This is a genomic window from Kineococcus sp. DHX-1, assembly GCF_042473625.1.
Lineage (GTDB): Bacteria > Actinomycetota > Actinomycetes > Actinomycetales > Kineococcaceae > Kineococcus.
Genome location: NZ_CP170445.1, coordinates 507,235 through 522,778, shown reverse-complemented (window position 1 = coordinate 522,778; position 15,544 = coordinate 507,235). Strand labels below are relative to the sequence as shown.

Sequence of the window (15,544 nt, the reverse complement as noted above, 5' to 3'; positions counted from 1 at the left end):
CGCGAAGCGTCAACGACCCACCCCCCGAAGGGCGCGGTGACTACAGCCCGTAGCTCTCGAGGAGCCGCAGCCACACCTCGCTGACCGTCGGGTAGGCGGGGACGGCGTGCCACAGGCGTTCCAGCGGCACCTCCCCCACGATCGCCACGGTCGCCGCGTGCAGCAGCTCGGCGACGTCCTGGCCGACGAACGTCACACCGACGACGACGCGGCGCCGCTCGTCGACGACCATCCGCGCCTTGCCCGTGTACCCGTCGGCGAGGAGGGAGGCACCGGCGACGTTCCCGATCTCGTAGTCGACGACCTTCACGTCCATCCCGGCCTCGCGGGCCTGCGCGGCGGTCAGCCCGACCTGCGCGACCTCGGGGTCGGTGAACACGACCTGCGGGACGGCGTGGTGGTCGGCCGTGGCGGTGTACTTCGACCACGCCGGGGTCTCGACGGGGCCGGCGGCGCGGGCGGCGATGACGTCGCCGGTGGCACGGGCGTCGTACTTGCCCTGGTGCGTGAGCTTCACGCGTCCGGAGACGTCGCCCGTGGCGTACAGCCACGCCCCGTCGACGCCCGCGACGAGGCCGGTGTCGTCGACCTCCAGGGACCCGCCGTCCTCGAGCCCGACGGTCTCCAGCCCGATCCCGGAGGTCGCGGGTCGACGGCCGGTCGCGACGAGGAACTCGTCCGCCTCGACGACGGAGGAGTCGGACAGCTCGACGCGCACCGCACCGTCCCGGGTGACGCGCGTCGGCGAGACGCCCAGCCGGACGTCGACACCGTCGGCGCGCAGGGCCTCCGCGACGAGCTCACCGGCGAAGTCCTCCTGGCCACCGAGCAGCCCGCTGCGCGCGAGGAGCGTGACGGTCGAGCCGAGCCGGGCCCACGCCTGCGCGAGCTCCACCCCGACGACACCCCCGCCGAGGACGACGAGCCGGCCGGGGACCTCCCGGGCGCTCGTCGCCTCGCGCGAGGTCCACGGGGACGCGTCCGCCAGCCCGGGGACGTCGGGCAGCACGGGCACCGACCCCGTGGCGAGGACGACGGCCTGCCGCACGGCGATCGACGTCGTCGTGCCGTCGGTGCCGGTGACCTCGACGCGGCGCGGGCCCGTCAGGCGGGCGCTCCCTCGCAGGAGCGTCAGTCCCGCCGAGTCCAGCCACTGCGCCTGCGAGGAGTCGTCCCAGCCGCTCGTGAACGAGGTGCGCCGCGCCAGCACCTTCGCCGCGTCGAGCCCGCCGGTGACGGCCTCGGCCGCACCGGGCAGCCGCTGCGCCGCGGCCAGGGCGTGCCCGGACCGCAGCAGCGCCTTGCTGGGCATGCACGCCCAGTACGAGCACTCCCCGCCGACCAGCTCCTTCTCGACCACGACGACGTCGAGTCCGGTGCGGGCCGCACGGTCGGCGACGTTCTCGCCCACCGCCCCCGCCCCGACGACCACCACGTCGACGGTCTGGTCCACCTCGCGCGCGGCCTGCGCCGCCTCCTGTCCTGTGCTCACGACCGCGACGCTACGGCCCGGGCGTGGGTGCGGCGAGGGGGGCGGCGGTGTGGTGTGATCGTCGGGTGGGTCGACGCACGGTGGAGTTCAACGCCTCCCCCCGCCCGACGCTGGGCGTGGAGTGGGAGATGGTCCTGGTGGACCGCCGCACGCGCGACCTCGCGTCCCGGGCCTCGGAGGTGCTCGAGGCGGTGGACCGGGAGGCCTCGCCCACGGGTCCTCGGGTCACCAAGGAGCTGCTCCGGAACACCCTGGAGGCCGTCACCGGCGTCTGCGACACCGTCGCGGAGGTCACCGAGGACCTGACGACGACGATCGACGCCGTCCGCCGCGTCACCGACCCGCTCGGCCTGGACCTCATGTGCGCGGGGACCCACCCCTTCGCCCGCTGGGACGAGCAGCTCGTCACGGCCGACGACCGGTACGCCGAACTGCTGGAGCGCACGCAGTGGTGGGGCCGGCAGATGCTCATCTGGGGCGTCCACGTCCACGTCGGCGTGAACTCAGTCCACAAGGTGCTGCCGATCCTCAACACCCTGCTGAACCACTACCCGCACCTGCAGGCGCTCTCGGCGAGCTCCCCGTACTGGACGGGGTTCGACACCGGCTACGCCAGCAACCGCGCGCAGATGTTCCAGCAGCTGCCGACGGCGGGTCTGCCGTTCCAGTTCGGGGCGTGGGGGGAGTTCGAGGAGTACGTCGACGACATGCTCGTCACAGGCGTCATCGACGGCCTGTCCGACGTGCGCTGGGACATCCGCCCCTCCCCCCGGTTCGGCACGATCGAGGTCCGGGTGTGCGACGGGACGCCGACGCTGCGGGAACTGCGCGGTCTGGTCGCGTTCATCCACACCCTCGTGGTGCACCTCGACGAGCGGCTCGAGGCCGGTGAGCAGTTGCCGACGATGCCCCCGTGGCACGTGCAGGAGAACAAGTGGCGGGCCGCCCGCTACGGCCTCGACGCCGAGGTCATCGTCGACGCGGCGGGCCGCGAACGACTCGTCACGGACGACCTGGACGAGTGGCTGAACCGCCTCGAACCCGTCGCCCGACGGCTGGAGTGCGCCGACGAACTCGCCCTCGTCGCGGAGATCCCGCGACGGGGGGCGAGCTACCAGCGGCAGCGGGCGACGTACGAGGCCGCGTGCGCGCGCGGGGACGAGAAACCCCTGCACGCCGTCGTCGACTCCCTCGTCGCGGAACTGCGCGAGGGCTGAACCAGGGCTGGCTCAGGCCAGCGCGGCCGCCAGCGTGGTGCTCGGCAGGCCGTGCGCCGCAGCGACTTCGGGGCTGACGAGTTCCCCGGCGTGCGTCGAGAGCCCGTGCGCGAGCGCGGCGTCGGCGGCGAGAGCGGCCTTCCAGCCGGAGTTCGCGAGCTTGGCGACGTAGGGCAGCGTCGCGTTCGTCAGCGCGTAGGTCGACGTGTGCGGGACGGCGCCCGGCATGTTCGCGACGCAGTAGAACACCGACCCGTGCACGGTGAACGTCGGGTCGTCGTGCGTGGTGGGGCGGGAGTCCTCGAAGCAGCCGCCCTGGTCGATCGCGATGTCGACGAGGACCGATCCCGGGCGCATCTGCGCGACGAGGTCGTTGCTGACGAGCTTGGGTGCGCGCGCCCCCGGGACGAGCACGGCACCGATGACGAGGTCGGCGCTGCGGACGGCGCGCTGGAGCTCGTAGGAGTTCGAGACGATCGTGCGCACCGCGCCGCCGAACCGGGCGTCCACTTCGCGCAGCTTCGGGATCGACAGGTCGAGGACGGTCACCTCGGCGCCCATGCCCAGCGCGATCTGCGCGGCGTTCTGCCCGGACACCCCGGCCCCGATGACGACGACGTCGGCGCCGCGGACGCCGGGAACCCCACCCATGAGGACCCCACGCCCACCGGCGGCCCGCATGAGGGAGTAGGCGCCGACCTGCGGCGCGAGCCGCCCGGCGACCTCGCTCATGGGGGCCAGCAGCGGCAGCGAGCGGTCGGGCAGCTGCACGGTCTCGTACGCGATGGCCGTCGTGCCGGAGGCGAGGAGGGCGTCGGTGCACTCACGCGATGCCGCGAGGTGCAGGTAGGTGAACAGGACCTGGTCCCGGCGGAGGCGGTGGTGCTCCGAGGCGATCGGCTCCTTGACCTTCAGCAGCAGGTCGGCGGCGCCCCAGACCTCCTCGACGTCGTCGAGCACCTTGGCGCCGGCGGCCTCGTACTCGGCGTCGGGCAGGGAACTGCCCGCACCGGCGCCGGCCTGGACGAGCACCTCGTGCCCGTGCCCGACGAGTTCGTGCACGCCGGCCGGGGTCAGGGCGACGCGGTACTCGCGGTTCTTCACCTCGGTGGGGACGCCGATGCGCATGGTGCTCACTCCTCGTCGATGCGGGCCTTCTGCCGTCCAGCGTGAACACGGTTCGACGAGAGGGCAAGCAAGGTGCAGGAGATTCGTGCAAGGCTGTTCCGGTGGAAGATCCTTCGAGAGGCACGGCGGATGGCCCGGTCCAGCCGAAGAAGCTGCAACGGGTCGTCGACCCTGTCGACCGGGCGATCCTGCACGTCCTGGCCGAGGACGCGCGGATCACCAACGCGGCACTGGCCCAGCGCGTCGGCATCGCCGCGTCGACGTGCCTGCTGCGCGTGCGCGCCCTGCGCGAGTCGGGCGTCATCCGCGGTTTCCACGCCGACGTGGACCCCGCCGCCCTCGGCCTGGACCTGCAGGCGATGATCGCCGTCAAGCTCGCCGCGCACGCGCGCGGGAGCATGGGCCCCTTCGTGGCGCGGATGCGCCGTCAGCCGGAGGTCCTCGACGTGTACTTCGTGGCGGGGGCCGACGACTACCTGCTGCACGTCGCCGTCGAGAGCACCGCGGCGCTGCGCGACTTCGTCGCCGAGCACCTCTCCCGCGACCCCGACGTCGGCCTCACGGAGACGAGCCTGATCTTCGAGCACACCCGCGCCGCCGGCCGTTCCTGACCCTCCCCGGCACCCTCCCCGACCGCGGCCCCTCAGGTGGGGCTGACGACGCAGGAGGTCGCCGTGGGGGCCGGCAGGGGGGCGCCGGTGAGGGGTCCGAGGGGTCCGTCCGGGGGACAGACGGCGTCGACGACGAGCAGTCCGTACCGCCGCCAGGCCCCCGGGAGCTCGTCGCGGGAGCGGTCGGCGATGGAGCCGATCATGGAGGTGACGGCCGGGACGTCCTGGCCCGTGAAGCCCTGTCGCACAGCACCTTCGGCCCGGGCACGGTCGACGACCCCCTCGACGACCCGGTGCAGGCGCTCGCGCAGTTCCGCCGCCTGCTGCGTCTGGGGGGCAGCCCGCAGCACGGCGGTGGACAGGGCCCGGTCGCTGGCCCGCAGCTCCATGGCCCCCAGGAGGTAGGAGCGCAGCGCCTGACGGCCCGTGGGCTCGGCGAGCGCCCGCTCGGCCAGGCCGACGAGCGTCTCGTACTTCGCGGCGAGCAGGCCGCCGAGCAGGGCGTCCTTGTCCGGGAAGCGCCGGTAGACCGTCCCGACGCCGACGCCCGCGGCCTCGGCGACGTCGTGCAGCGTGACGTCGAGCCCGCGCTCGGCGAAGAGACGACGGGCGGCGTCGACGATGAGGGCGCGGTTGCGGACGGCGTCGGCGCGCAACGGACGGTCGGTGGTCGTGCTCACGCCGTCGAGGATACGCCGGACCGGGAACAAGTGGACGCGTCGCGTCCGTTTGCGTGTAGGCTGCTGGAAGTGGACGCGAGACGTCCGCTTCAGTCGGCTCGAACCACCCGCCGGCACCTCGACCACCTGGAGAACTCCATGAGCTCCACCCCCTCCGCGCGCACCGGACCGGCCCCCGACGCAGCGCCCTCGACGCCGTCGACGCCCGCAGCCCCGCAGCACCGGGCCGTCCGCGACCACCGCTGGGTCGTCCTGGCGGTCATCGGCATCGCCCAGCTCGCCGTCGTCCTCGACGCGACCATCGTCAACATCGCCCTGCCCTCGGCCCAGCAGCAGCTGGGGTTCGCCGACGACCAGCGGCAGTGGATCGTCACGGCGTACTCGCTCGCGTTCGGCTCGCTCCTCCTGCTCGGCGGCCGGCTCGGGGACCTGTTCGGCCGCAAGAACCTGTTCGTCCTCGGCCTGGCGGGTTTCGCGGCGGCCTCCGTCGTCGGCGGGCTCGCGCAGGACTTCTCCCAGCTCGTGGCGGCGCGTGCGCTGCAGGGCGTGTTCGGCGCGCTCCTCGCCCCGTCCGCGCTCGCGCTGCTCACGACCACCTTCACCGACCCGGCCGAACGTGCCCGCGCCTTCGGCGTCTTCGGCGCCATCGCCGGCTCCGGCGCCGCGACGGGCGTCCTGCTCGGCGGCGTGCTCACCGAGTACACCTCGTGGCGCTGGTGCCTGTACGTCAACGTCGTCTTCGCCGTCCTGGGCGTCGTCGGGGCGCTGCTGTTCATGCCGAAGCAGGCGCGGGGTCCCCGCCCGCGTCTCGACCTCGTCGGCACGGTCACCATCACGCTCGGCCTCGTCGGCATCGTCTACGGGTTCTCCTCCGCCGAGACCGACGGGTGGTCGGACCCCGTGACCATCGCCTCGCTGGTGGCCGGGGTCGTGCTCGTCGCGCTGTTCGTCCTCGTCGAGTCCCGGGTCTCGCACCCGCTGCTGCCGTTGCGGATCGTGCGCGACCGCGACCGCGGCGGCGCGCTCACGGCCATCGGCCTCGTGGGTGTGGCGATGTTCGGGATCTTCCTGTTCCTGACCTACTACCTGACGCAGACGCTCGGTTTCTCCTCCCTCGAGACCGGGTTGTCGTTCCTGCCGATGCCCCTGTCGATCATGACCGCGGCGACGCAGATCACCCCGCGCCTGCTGCCGCGGGTCGGGCCGAAGGTGCTGCTGCGCACCGGAGGTCTGGTCGCCGCGGCCGGCATCCTCCTCTTCCTGCGCACGGACGTGGACAGCACCTGGGCCGGCACCGTCCTGCCCGCCCTCGTCGTCACCGGCCTGGGCATGGGGCTGACCATCTCCTCGGCCATGAACACCGCGACCAGCGGGGTGGCGCGCGAGGACGCGGGCGCGGCGAGCGCGAGCGTGAACACGTTCCAGCAGATCGGCGGGTCGATCGGCACCGCCCTGCTGTCCACGGTGTTCGCCAGTTCCGTGCGCGGCGCCGGGGGGACTCCCGCCGAGGCCGTTCTCCACGGGTACCACGTCGCGTTCGCCGGCGGCGCCCTCGCGGTGCTGCTCGTCGCGGTCGTCTCCGCGACCCTCGTCAACCGCCACTCGGTGCGGCAGGAACGCCTGGCCGGCATCGCCGCGATCCCCGCGCCGAGCACCGCGCACTGAGGCCCGGGGAACCGCTCAGGACGCCTCGGTGAGGATCCGGTCGACGTCGTCGAGGACACGGCGACCGCCGAGCGGGCCGACCCCGGAGATCCAGTACGAGGTGTCGACGACGTGCACCGCTCCGAACGCGTCGGCGTTCCCCGCGACGAGGGCCGGGACCGCCGCCGGGTCGTCGAGGGACCCGGGGTCGGCCGGCACGAACAGGTGGTCGGCCGCGGCCTCCGGGACCCTCTCGGCCGACAGGTCGACCTGGATGCCACCACCCCAGTCGCGGTCCGGGAGGTCCAGGCCGGTGCACTCCAGCGCACTGCCGGCGAAGGACGTCGGCCCGTAGAGGCTGAACGTGCCGCCGTCGCGGGGGCGCAGCAGGTTCGCCGTCACCGGGGCCGAGCCCGCCGCACCGAGGCCGTGCTCCTGCGCCACCTCGGCGCACCGCGCGTCGAACCCGTCGAGGAGCTGCGCGGCCTGGTCGGACTTGCCGAGGGCCTCCCCCACGAGGCGGACGTTGTCCTGCCAGGGGTCGGACTGGGAGGCCATGAAGACGGTGGGCGCGATGCGGCTCAGCGCCTCGTAGAGCTGCCCGTGGCGGGTCTGCGTGCCGAGCACCAGGTCCGGGCGCAGCGCCGCGATCGCCTCGAGGTCGGGTTCGGGGACGGTGCCGACCGGCTCCACGGCGTCCCCCACCTCCAGGTAGGCGGGCACCCCCGTGACGTTGCTCGCCACGGCCGCCCCGACGGGCGTCGTCCCGAGCGCGACGGCGGTGTCGAGCTGGACGGGTTCGAGCACGACGACGCGCTGCGGGGCGGCCGGCACCTGCGTCCGCCCCCGCGCGTGCTCGACGACCCGTTCCGCCGCAGCCGATCCGTCGCTGGATGCGGCGGAGGGGGCGGGGGCGGACGTCGACGCCGAGCACCCCGCGAGGAGCAGGCCGGCGGACAGGACGAGGGCGAGGCTCGGTCGGCGCATGAAGGTGAGCCTATCCTCATCGTGATCAGTGGAACGCACGCGCCACGACGGGCAGGACGACCGTCATGGCGAGGGCGTTGAGCACCATCGCGGCGCTGGACCACCCGCCCGCCGTGTCCGACTCGGCCAGGGCGCGCGACGTGCCGATGCCGTGCGACACCATGCCGATCGCGAACCCCCGGGCGCGCGGGTCGACGACCCGGACGCGGTCGAGGAGCCACGGCCCGACCGTCGCACCCAACACGCCCGAGACGAGCGTGAGCACGACCGCCAGGGTCGTGCTGGCCCCGATCGTCTGACCGAGGGTCAGCGCGACGGGCGTGGTGACCGACCGCGGCAACGTCGTCAGGACCAGCGCGTCGGAGGCCCCCCACAGTTCGAGGGCGGCCACGGTGACGGCGACGCTGACGGCGCCGGTGGCCAGGAGCGCGAGGAGGACGGCCCCGCGGTCGGCGAGGAGGGCGCGGCCGGACCGCAGCAGCGGGAGCGCGAGGGCCACGGTGGCGGGTCCGAGCAGGAGGGTGAGCACCGACACCGACGCGAGGTACTCGTCGTAGCCGATGCCCAGCACCTCCAGGGCGACCGCCACGACGACCATCGCGACGAGCACCGGCGCCAGCAACGCGGGCCGGCCCAACCGTCGGTGCAGTTCCCCCGCCCCCAGGTAGGCGCCGAGCGTGAGGAACAGCCCGAAACCCGGAGCGTGCACGAGCGCGTTCACACGCTGACCCTGCGGCGCAACAGCTTCTGGAGCAGGGTGCCGGCCACGACCAACCCCGCGGCGAACGACCCCACGACGGCCAGGGCGAGCGGGCCGGCGTTCTGCACCAGCGTCGACAGCTGCGTCAGCGCCCCCACCCCGGGAGGGACGAAGAGGAGCTGCAGGTGCTTCAGCAGCGGCGCGCCCGCCGGTTCGGCCCGAGCGACCACACCCCGCCACCGGGCCCCCAGGGCCAGGAGCGCGGCGAGGCCGACGACCGCCCCGGGGACCGGGAGACCCGTGAGGTCGACGAGGACCGTGCCGGCCAGCTGCAACCCGAGCAGCAGGGCCAGGCCGGCGAGGACGGCCGGGACGTGGGCGCCCCAGCCACGGGCGGACGCCGACGGCGGCGACGGGTCTGCGGGCACCGCCCCAGGGTGCCAGCCGGTCAGGGCCTCGTCAGCGGCTGCGCTCGCGCTCGATCAGCTCGAGGAGCGCCTGCGGGGGCAGGGCCCGGCGCACCTGGCGCAGGTCCTCGGCGACGAGGGTGAGCGGGCAGTCGACGCCGAGACGCTGGAGTTCCGCGGCCACCGAGCGGGGCAGCACCTCGTCCGGCGCGAGGGACAGGAGCTGCTCACGACGGCCCCGGGGGAGGCGGTCCCACCACGTCAGCACCGTCGCCGACGTGGTGTCCAGACCGGTACCGAGGACCGTATCCGCTTCCGGCGCAGGGGTCGTGGCGGGTCGGGGTTCGGGGGCCAGGAGCGTCATGCGCGCCACTGTCCTCCCCCACCCCGGTGATCGCCTCTCGACCACCGGCCGTCCGGGGGACGACGCTCAGGCGACGTCCCGGACGAGCTGGACGATCCACGGCCAGACGTCGCGGGCGCTGTCCACGGCCGCGTCCCCGGTGGCCAGCAACGGCCACAGCGAGGCGAGGAGCGCCAGCAGGACGGCGACGACCACGAGGGTCCAGCCGAGCCGGCCGACCGACGTCCGGTACGCCGCGAGGACGCACGCCGCGGCCAGCAGCACCCCGAGGACCACCACGGCGGTGATGCTCGCGTACGGCACCTGCAGGAGGGGGCCGGCGGCGGCCGCGGCCCCCACGAGGCCGAGGACGGGACCGAGCACGAGCAGCAGGACCAGGACGACGAGCACCGCACCGGTGGACGCGCGGACGACGCGAGGCCGGCGGGAGACGGGGTAGCGGGACGCGGAGGCTCGGGTGCGGTACACGGTCTTCTCCTTCGGTGCGCTGCAGGGACTGCGGACGGCAGAGGGGGCGGGGTCGGTGGACCCCGCCCCCCCCGCGCGGTGGGGTCAGTGCGCCTCGACCGGGGCGGGCGGCGCGGTCGGCTTCAGGAGCCGGTCGTAGAGGACCGCGGCGACCAGACCGCCGACGACCGGGGCGATCAGGTAGAGCCACAGGGACGTCGTCGTGCCGGAGACGACGGCGGGACCGAAGGCGCGGGCGGGGTTCACGGCACCCCCGGTGATCGGCCCGGCGATGAAGATGGCGGTCGCCAGGGCGGCACCGACGGCGAGGGGGGCCAGCCCGCCCGGGACGCGCTCGTCGGTGGCCACGGAGATCACCACGAGCACCAGCACGAAGGTGACGACGGCCTCGACGAAGAAGGCCTGACCCGTCCCGACCCCCTGGGCCGGAACGGTGGCGGACAGGGCGACGACCTCCCGGCCGCTGCCCGCGTAGACGCCCCACGCGGCGAGGGACCCGAGGACACCGCCGAGCAGCTGCGCCACCACGTAGGCCGGCACGGCGCGCCAGGGGAACTTCCGGGTGACCGCGAGCGACAGCGTCACGGCGGGGTTCAGGTGGCAGCCGGAGACGTGGCCCAGCGTGGCGGCCATCGCGGCGAGGGCGATGCCGAAGGCCAGGACGACGGCCACGAGCTCGTACACGGCGTCGGCACGACCGGCACCGATCGCCGTGGCCGTGCCGGCGAGGACCAGGACGAACGTGCCGACGACCTCGGCGGTCGCCGACCGCACCAACCGGGTCCCGGGGCTGCTGCCGAACAGGCCCTGCGGGTTCTCCTCGGCGCGGTCGCTGCGACGGACGTCGAGGTGGTCGGAGGAACTGCGAGTGGTCACGGGAACTCCTCTTCCGGGGTTCGGGATGTCATGGTTCTGACGGTGGTTCCAGGACGGGGTCCAGTTCGTCCGTGGGCCGGGTTCCGGCAGGTCAGTGGGACGGTCCTGCTGCAGGGACGTGCACGTCGGTGACGCGCACGTCCACCTCGCGGACGCGCAGGTCCGTCATGCGTTCCACGGCGGCGGAGACCTCGCGGCGGACACCCGCAGCGACCTCGTCGACGGAGGCGCCGAACTCAACGGTCAGCTCGACCGTGACCGCCGCCTCACGCTCCCCGACGAGGACGCTCACGCCGCGGTCGGCGTGCTTCCCCTCCAGCGCACCGTGTTCGGGGTCGTCCTCGGGGTCGTCGACCCCGGTGGCACCCAGGACCTGCGGCAGTCCCCGCCCCACCCCGTCCCTCACCCCGTCGAGGGCGCGCACCAGCGCGCCGTCGAGCGGGCCACCGAGACGGTGCACTCCGGGAACGCCCGCCGCAGCGATGCCCGCGATCGTGGCGACGACGGTGTCCGTCATCGTCGTGCGGGGGGTGCGGGAGGTGGCTGCGGAGTTCGCGGCACCGGGGCCCGAGAGGCCCGCACCCCCAGCGGCAGGACGGTCCGCGACGACCGGGACGACGGTCCCGAGCTCGGGAGCGGTTGCGGGGCGGGCGGTCTCGTCGGTCACGGTTTCCTCCCTCTCGGTCGGCGGCGCTTCCGCCTGACGGGTGGACGACGCCGTGTGAGAGCGCATCCCACGGGGAACGTCACGGGCCCCGCGGTGTGACGTGCACCACAACTACTGCCCGGCAGGGTGCGTGACGCACGTCACACGGATCGGGCCGTGACGTTTCCCGGGACCCACGCTCCAACCCGTCGTGAGCGCAACCGACCGGTCGCACCGAGACGACCGGCCCCTCACCCGGAGCACAGGAGGAACCATGGCTGACACCGCCACCACGCCCCGTCCCACCACTGCGGGCACCACGGGCACCGGCGCCGGTCGGGGGGCGGCCGGTCTGGGCAGCGACCACGGCGCCACCACCATCGCCGACACCGTCGTCTCCAAGATCGCCGGCATCGCCGCACGCGACATCTCCGGCGTCCACGCCCTCGGCGGCGGCGCCGCCCGCGCCGTCGGCGCCCTGCGCGAGCGCATCCCCGGCGGCCGCACCAACCACTCCCAGGGCGTCTCCGTCGAGGTCGGCGAACGCCAGGCCGCCGTCGACATCGAACTCATCGCCGAGTACGGCGTCCCCATCGCCGACCTCGCCTCCGCCGTGCGCCGCAACGTCGTCAGCTCCGTCGAGCGCATGACCGGGCTGCAGGTCACCGAGGTGAACATCGAGGTCTCGGACATCCACCTGCCCGAGGACGACGACCAGGACGACGAGAAGCACGTCACCCGCGTGCAGTGACCCACCGCCGGCGGACCGCCGGCACGCACGGACCCCCACCGGCACCCGCCGGTGGTCGCCCCGGAGAATCCGAGACGAGGAGAGTTCCATGAGCATCGCCGACAAGGTCGAGAACGCCGCCGAGAAGCTGGCCGGGCAGGCCAAGGAAGCCGTCGGGAAGGCCACGGACAACGAGGAGCTGGAGGCGGAGGGCCAGAAGGACCAGGCCTCGGCGTCGACCAAGCAGTTCGGTGAGGACGTCAAGGACGCGTTCAAGCGCTGACGACCGCTGAGCACGAGGGGCCGGACGGGAACGTCCGGCCCCTCGGCGTTCCTACCGGTCCGCGCGGCGCAGCCGGGCCAGGTCGGCGTTGACCAGCCCGAGCAGCGCGAGGTCCACCACGAGCCCGGCCGTCGCCGCGAACTGCGAGACGGCGAAGAGGAACACCTGCGTCAGCAGCAGGGACGTCAGCACGGAGCGCTGGAACGACTCCACGGCTGCCCGGCGGCCACGCCGGCGCCCCTGCCACAACCCGGTCGCGGTGAACACGGTCGAGGCTCCCGCCCCCACCAGGACTCCGCCGACCGCCACCCCGTGCGGGGTCCGGCTCAGCACGAGCTCGGCGAGCACCGCGAGGGCCCACGCGATCTGCGCCAGCAGCAGGACCCCCATGACGGGGAGGGCGAACCGCGAGGACGCCAGCCGGGTGAAACCCTCGCCGACGCGTTGCCACAGCTCCTCGAACCGTTGCGGGACCGCCGGTGTGCGCGTCTCCACGCGTTCCAGCAGGTCCCGCACCTCGGCGACGCCCTGGACGTCCCCGGGGTGGGTCAGGCCGTCGAGGGAGTGCAGCACCTCGGCCCGACGTTGCGCGGACAACCGACCCGCGAGCCCGTCCACCAGCACGTGGGCCGCGTTCGCGACCCGTTCGGCGTCCGACAGCGGGACGCGTCGTCGCCAGAAGTGCGCACCGACGACGAAACCCGTGAAGACCACGTACATGATCGCCGCCGACGGGGCGAAGAAGTAGTCGTTGTCGGACGTGACGAACTTGCCGACCTCGTCGATGAACAAGCCGAAGCCCACCCCGCCGAGCAGGGCCGCGAGGGGACGCGGACCGGGCCCGACGTAGGAGAACTGCAACCACATCGCCGCCAGCATGAGCAGCCCGCCCGGCAGGACGTGCGCCACGTGCAGCCCCGTGTCGCCACCGATCTGCGGGTAGCCGGTCAGCGCGAGGTAGAGCCGCGTCAGCAGGATCGTCGACACGCCCGCGACGACGAAGGTCGTGAGGTGCTGGACAGCCTTGGTGGCGCGGACGAGGCGGAGCCCGCGGGAAGCCGGGCTCACCCCGCGAACGTCTGCCCGGTGAGCCGTTCGTACGCCTCGACGTACCGCGAGCGGGTGCGCTCGACCACCTCGGCGGGCAGTTCCGGCGGCGCCTCGACGCCGTTCCGGTCCCACCCCGACGCCGGGGACGTCAGCCAGTCGCGCACGAACTGCTTGTCGAAGCTGGGCTGAGCCCGACCGGGTTCCCAGGTCTCCGCGGGCCAGAACCGGGACGAGTCGGGGGTGAGGACCTCGTCGCCGAGGACGGTGACCCCGTCGGCGCGGCCGAACTCGAGCTTGGTGTCGGCCAGGACGATCCCGCGGTCACGGGCGACGCCCTCGGCCCGGCGGTACACCGCGAGGGTGAGGTCGCGCAGTTCCGCGGCCGCGTCGGCGCCGACGGTCGCGGCCACGTGCTCGAAGGTGACGTTCTCGTCGTGCTCGCCCAGTTCCGCCTTCGTCGCCGGCGTGAACACCGGTTCGGCCAGCCGCGACCCGTCGACGAGGCCGGGGGGCAGCGGGACACCGCACACCGAGGAGCTCTGCCGGTACTCCACGAGGCCGGAGCCGGTGAGGTACCCACGGGCGACGCACTCGACCGGGAACATGTCCAGCCGCCGGCACACCATGGCGCGACCGGCCACCGCGGCCGGCACGTCCGTGGACACGACGTGGTGCGGCACGAGGTCGGTCAGCTGCTCGAACCACCACAGGGACAGGGCGGTGAGGACCTTGCCCTTGTCGGGGATCGGCGTCGGCAGGACGTGGTCGTAGGCGGAGATGCGGTCGCTGGCCACGACGAGGACCGTGCCGTCGCCGGCCCGTTCCGAACCCTCGGCGGGTTCGTAGAGGTCGCGGACCTTGCCGGAGTAGCGGTGGGTCCAGCCCTCGAGCTCGACGACGCTCACGCCTGCGCCCCCGTCGTCCCGTTCGCGGCCGCCAGGGCGATGTCCCGGCGGAACCGGCCCCCCTCGAGGTCGAGCAGCTCGACGGCCTCGTAGGCGCTGGCGCGGGCGGCGTGCAGGTCCGCCCCCGTCCCGACGACGGACAGCACCCGACCGCCGGAACTCACGATGCCCGTCCCGTCGGGTGCGGGCGACGTCCCGGCGTGCAGGACGGCGGCCCCGCCCACGGCCTCGGCGGCGTCCAGACCCCGCAGGGTCCCGCCGGTGACGGGCGCCTCCGGGTAGCCCGGGGCGGCGAGCACGACGGTGACGGCGGCCTCCTCGCGCCAGCGCAGGTCGGGCTGGGTGTCGAGGGTGCCCGTGGCGCAGGCGTTGAGGACGGTGCTGAGCGGTGTCGCCAGCCGGGCCAGGACGACCTGGGTCTCGGGGTCGCCGAAGCGGGCGTTGAACTCGATGACGCGCGTCCCCCGGGAGGTGAGCGCGAGGCCGCAGTACAAGACCCCGGAGAACGGCGTGCCGCGGCGGGCCATCTCGACGACGACCGGGCGGGCGACGCGCTCGACGACCTCGTCCGCGAGACCGGCGGGCGCCCACGGCAGCGGCGAGTAGGCGCCCATGCCGCCGGTGTTCGGGCCCTCGTCGCCGTCGAGCGCGCGCTTGAAGTCCTGGGCCGGGGCGAGCGCCACCACCGAGGTGCCGTCGGTGAGGCAGAACACGCTCACCTCGGGACCGTCGAGGAACTCCTCCACGACGACCGGTCCGTGCGCCAGGCACGTGCGGGCGTGAGCGAGGGCCGCCTCGCGGTCGGACGTCACGACGACGCCCTTGCCCGCGGCGAGGCCGTCGTCCTTGACGACGTGCGGGGCGCCGAACGCGTCGAGCGCGGCGGCGACCTCCTCCTCCGTCGTGCACAGGTGCGCCATGGCCGTCGGCACACCGGCCGCGGCCATCACCTCCTTGGCGAAGGCCTTGGAGCCCTCCAGACGGGCCGCCTCCGCCGACGGCCCGAAGACGGGGATGCCGGCGGCGCGCACCGCGTCGGCGACCCCCGCCACCAGCGGGGCCTCGGGCCCCACGACGACGAGGTCGGCCCCGAGCCGGCCGGCGAGCGCCGCGACGGCGTCGGGGTCGGTCGCGTCGACGGGCTCGACGGGGGCGACGAGCGCGATGCCGGCGTTGCCCGGGGCCGCGACGACGCGGTCCACCCCCGGGTCGTCGAGCAGGGCGCGGACGAGGGCGTGCTCACGGGCACCGGAGCCGATGACGAGGACCTCCACGGGCACCGAGGGTAGAGGTTGCGCGGCGGCTCCCCCGACCGTGCGTCCGCCGCGCGGCGGGGACCGGGTGCGGCAGGATCGG

At 74.1% G+C, this 15,544-nt stretch carries 18 protein-coding genes; 5 read left to right on the top strand and 13 right to left on the bottom strand.

Translation table 11 applies throughout. The features are described from left to right. Positions 1–40: 40 nt before the first annotated feature. A complete protein-coding gene (locus ACFEMC_RS02530; RefSeq protein ID WP_380173298.1) occupies positions 41–1,492 on the bottom strand; it encodes a dihydrolipoyl dehydrogenase family protein in 1,452 nt (483 codons plus the stop codon). Between the two features lie 65 nt (positions 1,493–1,557). Between ACFEMC_RS02530 and ACFEMC_RS02525 the strand changes: the two genes are divergently transcribed. Beyond that, positions 1,558–2,709 (top strand): glutamate--cysteine ligase, encoded by a 1,152-nt coding sequence (locus tag ACFEMC_RS02525; RefSeq protein WP_380173296.1) that lies wholly within the window; start codon positions 1,558–1,560, stop codon positions 2,707–2,709. 12 nt (positions 2,710–2,721) lie between these two features. On the opposite strand, the gene ald is transcribed toward ACFEMC_RS02525, so the two are convergent. Next, the gene (ald, locus tag ACFEMC_RS02520; RefSeq protein WP_380176554.1) at positions 2,722–3,837 is read right to left on the bottom strand and encodes an alanine dehydrogenase; all 1,116 of its coding nucleotides are present in this window, start codon (positions 3,835–3,837) and stop codon (positions 2,722–2,724) included. A gap of 101 nt (positions 3,838–3,938) precedes the next feature. Between ald and ACFEMC_RS02515 the strand changes: the two genes are divergently transcribed. Next, entirely contained in the window at positions 3,939–4,448 is a 510-nt protein-coding gene (locus tag ACFEMC_RS02515; RefSeq protein WP_380173294.1) for an Lrp/AsnC family transcriptional regulator, read from the top strand. 32 nt (positions 4,449–4,480) lie between these two features. Here the strand turns inward: ACFEMC_RS02515 and ACFEMC_RS02510 are convergent, their stop codons facing one another. Further along, positions 4,481–5,128: a TetR/AcrR family transcriptional regulator gene (locus tag ACFEMC_RS02510; RefSeq protein ID WP_380173292.1), complete on the bottom strand. Its 648-nt coding sequence runs from the start codon at positions 5,126–5,128 to the stop codon at positions 4,481–4,483. 138 nt (positions 5,129–5,266) lie between these two features. Between ACFEMC_RS02510 and ACFEMC_RS02505 the strand changes: the two genes are divergently transcribed. Then, on the top strand, positions 5,267–6,793 hold the full coding sequence (locus tag ACFEMC_RS02505) for an MFS transporter (protein ID WP_380173290.1): 1,527 nt from the start codon (positions 5,267–5,269) through the stop codon (positions 6,791–6,793). 15 nt (positions 6,794–6,808) lie between these two features. On the opposite strand, the gene ACFEMC_RS02500 is transcribed toward ACFEMC_RS02505, so the two are convergent. The 7 genes from ACFEMC_RS02500 to ACFEMC_RS02470 form a co-directional block, all read right to left on the bottom strand. Then, positions 6,809–7,759, bottom strand: a complete 951-nt coding sequence (locus tag ACFEMC_RS02500) for an ABC transporter substrate-binding protein (protein ID WP_380173288.1) — start codon at positions 7,757–7,759, stop codon at positions 6,809–6,811. Positions 7,760–7,784: 25 nt separating this feature from the next. Continuing rightward, on the bottom strand, positions 7,785–8,480 hold the full coding sequence (locus ACFEMC_RS02495; protein ID WP_380173286.1) for an LrgB family protein: 696 nt from the start codon (positions 8,478–8,480) through the stop codon (positions 7,785–7,787). After that, the gene (locus tag ACFEMC_RS02490; protein WP_380173284.1) at positions 8,477–8,887 is read right to left on the bottom strand and encodes a CidA/LrgA family protein; all 411 of its coding nucleotides are present in this window, start codon (positions 8,885–8,887) and stop codon (positions 8,477–8,479) included. Before ACFEMC_RS02490 ends, ACFEMC_RS02495 begins: the two co-directional genes overlap by 4 nt. A gap of 31 nt (positions 8,888–8,918) precedes the next feature. Next, positions 8,919–9,230 carry a hypothetical protein gene (locus tag ACFEMC_RS02485; RefSeq protein WP_380173283.1) on the bottom strand — a complete coding sequence of 104 codons (312 nt, stop codon included), beginning with the start codon at positions 9,228–9,230 and terminating at the stop codon, positions 8,919–8,921. A 66-nt stretch (positions 9,231–9,296) separates the two neighbouring features. Then, the gene (locus ACFEMC_RS02480; protein ID WP_380173281.1) at positions 9,297–9,698 is read right to left on the bottom strand and encodes a hypothetical protein; all 402 of its coding nucleotides are present in this window, start codon (positions 9,696–9,698) and stop codon (positions 9,297–9,299) included. An 84-nt stretch (positions 9,699–9,782) separates the two neighbouring features. Continuing rightward, positions 9,783–10,574, bottom strand: a complete 792-nt coding sequence (locus ACFEMC_RS02475) for an MIP/aquaporin family protein (protein ID WP_380173280.1) — start codon at positions 10,572–10,574, stop codon at positions 9,783–9,785. Between the two features lie 91 nt (positions 10,575–10,665). Continuing rightward, complete coding sequence (locus ACFEMC_RS02470; RefSeq protein WP_380173278.1) at positions 10,666–11,241, bottom strand: Asp23/Gls24 family envelope stress response protein; 576 nt, start codon at positions 11,239–11,241, stop codon at positions 10,666–10,668. 253 nt (positions 11,242–11,494) lie between these two features. Here ACFEMC_RS02470 and ACFEMC_RS02465 point away from each other — a divergent pair, with 253 nt between their 5' ends. Next, the gene (locus tag ACFEMC_RS02465) at positions 11,495–11,971 is read left to right on the top strand and encodes an Asp23/Gls24 family envelope stress response protein (protein ID WP_380173276.1); all 477 of its coding nucleotides are present in this window, start codon (positions 11,495–11,497) and stop codon (positions 11,969–11,971) included. Positions 11,972–12,059: 88 nt separating this feature from the next. After that, positions 12,060–12,233 carry a CsbD family protein gene (locus tag ACFEMC_RS02460; protein WP_380173274.1) on the top strand — a complete coding sequence of 58 codons (174 nt, stop codon included), beginning with the start codon at positions 12,060–12,062 and terminating at the stop codon, positions 12,231–12,233. 51 nt (positions 12,234–12,284) lie between these two features. Here the strand turns inward: ACFEMC_RS02460 and ACFEMC_RS02455 are convergent, their stop codons facing one another. From ACFEMC_RS02455 to purD, 3 genes are read right to left on the bottom strand one after another with little or no spacing between them, the layout of a single operon-like run. After that, positions 12,285–13,301, bottom strand: coding sequence for a hypothetical protein (locus tag ACFEMC_RS02455; protein WP_380173272.1), 1,017 nt, complete (start codon positions 13,299–13,301; stop codon positions 12,285–12,287). Further along, positions 13,298–14,188, bottom strand: a complete 891-nt coding sequence (locus ACFEMC_RS02450; RefSeq protein ID WP_380173270.1) for a phosphoribosylaminoimidazolesuccinocarboxamide synthase — start codon at positions 14,186–14,188, stop codon at positions 13,298–13,300. The genes ACFEMC_RS02455 and ACFEMC_RS02450 overlap by 4 nt, the downstream gene beginning before the upstream one ends. Further along, on the bottom strand, positions 14,185–15,462 hold the full coding sequence (gene purD, locus ACFEMC_RS02445; RefSeq protein WP_380173268.1) for a phosphoribosylamine--glycine ligase: 1,278 nt from the start codon (positions 15,460–15,462) through the stop codon (positions 14,185–14,187). Before purD ends, ACFEMC_RS02450 begins: the two co-directional genes overlap by 4 nt. Positions 15,463–15,544 lie beyond the last annotated feature (82 nt).